Source organism: Streptomyces durbertensis, assembly GCF_014156695.1.
In the GTDB taxonomy this organism is placed as follows: domain Bacteria; phylum Actinomycetota; class Actinomycetes; order Streptomycetales; family Streptomycetaceae; genus Streptomyces; species Streptomyces durbertensis.
In genome coordinates this window covers 1-1,333 of record NZ_WMLF01000760.1, presented here as the reverse complement: position 1 = coordinate 1,333, position 1,333 = coordinate 1, and the positions used below count along the sequence as shown (strand labels likewise).

General features: G+C 75.0%; 1 protein-coding gene. It reads right to left on the bottom strand.

Translation table 11 applies throughout. From position 1 onward, the window contains the following. The coding region (locus GL263_RS26595) for a SidA/IucD/PvdA family monooxygenase (RefSeq protein WP_182858287.1) at positions 1-1,240 on the bottom strand (1,240 nt) is incomplete at its 3' end. Positions 1,241-1,333 lie beyond the last annotated feature (93 nt).

The window sequence follows — 1,333 nt, the reverse complement described above, 5'->3', positions numbered from 1 at the left end:
GTTCGGGGGTTGCAGTGGGGCGGGGCAACTGCCGGACCGGCGTGGCGCGGCGAACGGCGTGGACGAGGCGTTCGGCGGTGTACGCGGCACCGTAGACAAAGCGCATGGCGGGCCCGAACGCGGGGGCGGTGAGCAGGCCGGCGAAGTAGAGCCCCGGCAGGCTGGAGCGGAAGCCGGCGCCGAGTTCGGGCGCGCCGCCACCGGTGCGACCGCCGCCGAGCGTGCGCAGGGCGGAGCGGGCGGCCGGGTCGAGGAGGGTCAGGCGGTCGAGTTCGGGGGCGAAGCCGGTGGCGGCGATGACGTGGTCGGTGACGTACGTCTCGGTGCCGCCGTCGGGGGCGGTGGTCTCCAGGCGGACGCGGCCGGCCTGGGCGCGTGCGGCGCGCAGTCGGCGGGCGAGCAGCAGCGGCACCCGCTCCTCGCAGCGTTCCCGCAGCCACCAGGCGCCGGCCGGGCCGAGGGCGGCGTCGTTGATGCGCAGCCGCAGCGCGGCGGGCAGGCGGCGGACGAGCCAGGGCGTCTCGGACCAGACCCAGCTGGGCCAGCCGGTGCCCAGACCGCAGTGCGGGTCGCGGAGGGAGCGCAGCAGGGGGCGCTCCAGGGGTTGCGGCGGGGTGTTCCAGTTGAGCTGGTCGGCGCGGGCGAGCAGGCGGGGGGCGGCGCCGGCCTCGGCGAGCAGCGTGGCGGTCTCCAGCGCGGCCTGGCCGCCGCCGACGACGGTGACGTCGAGGCCGGTGAAGCGGGAGAGGTCGCGGTGGTGGCTGCTGTGGGTGACCAGGTCGGAGGGGAGGTCCCGCAGTTCGGCGGGGAGGTTCACGAACGGCATGACGCCGACGGCGAGCACGACCGCGCGGGTGGCGACGGTCTCGCCGTCCTCGATGGTGACGTGCCAGTGGTCGTTGTTCGGGGCGACGGAGGTGACGACGCGTTCGTCCACCTCGGGTACGGCCTGGCGGGCGAACCACAGGCCGTAGTCGGTGAAGGTCTCGATGGGCACGGGTGTGCCGTGCTCGGCGGTGAGGCCCCTGCCCTGGCAGTAGTCGCCGAGGGTGTGGTGGCTGCCCGGGGCGGAGAGGTTGGACGACCAGGGCTCGGACTTGAGGAACATGCCGGCCGGCATGTGGTCGCGCCAGGACGCCATGGGCCGTCCGAAGGTGCGCAGTCGCAGTCCGGCTGCCGCCGCGTGGGCGGCGATGGACAGTCCGTAGGGGCCTGCGCCCACGATGACGAGGTCGAGCATCGGATGTGTTCCGTTTCTGTCGTGTTCTGTCGGGACCGGCGGCGCGGGGCCGGATAGCAGGGGCTCGGGTGGCGCGGTGGCGCGGCGCGTCAG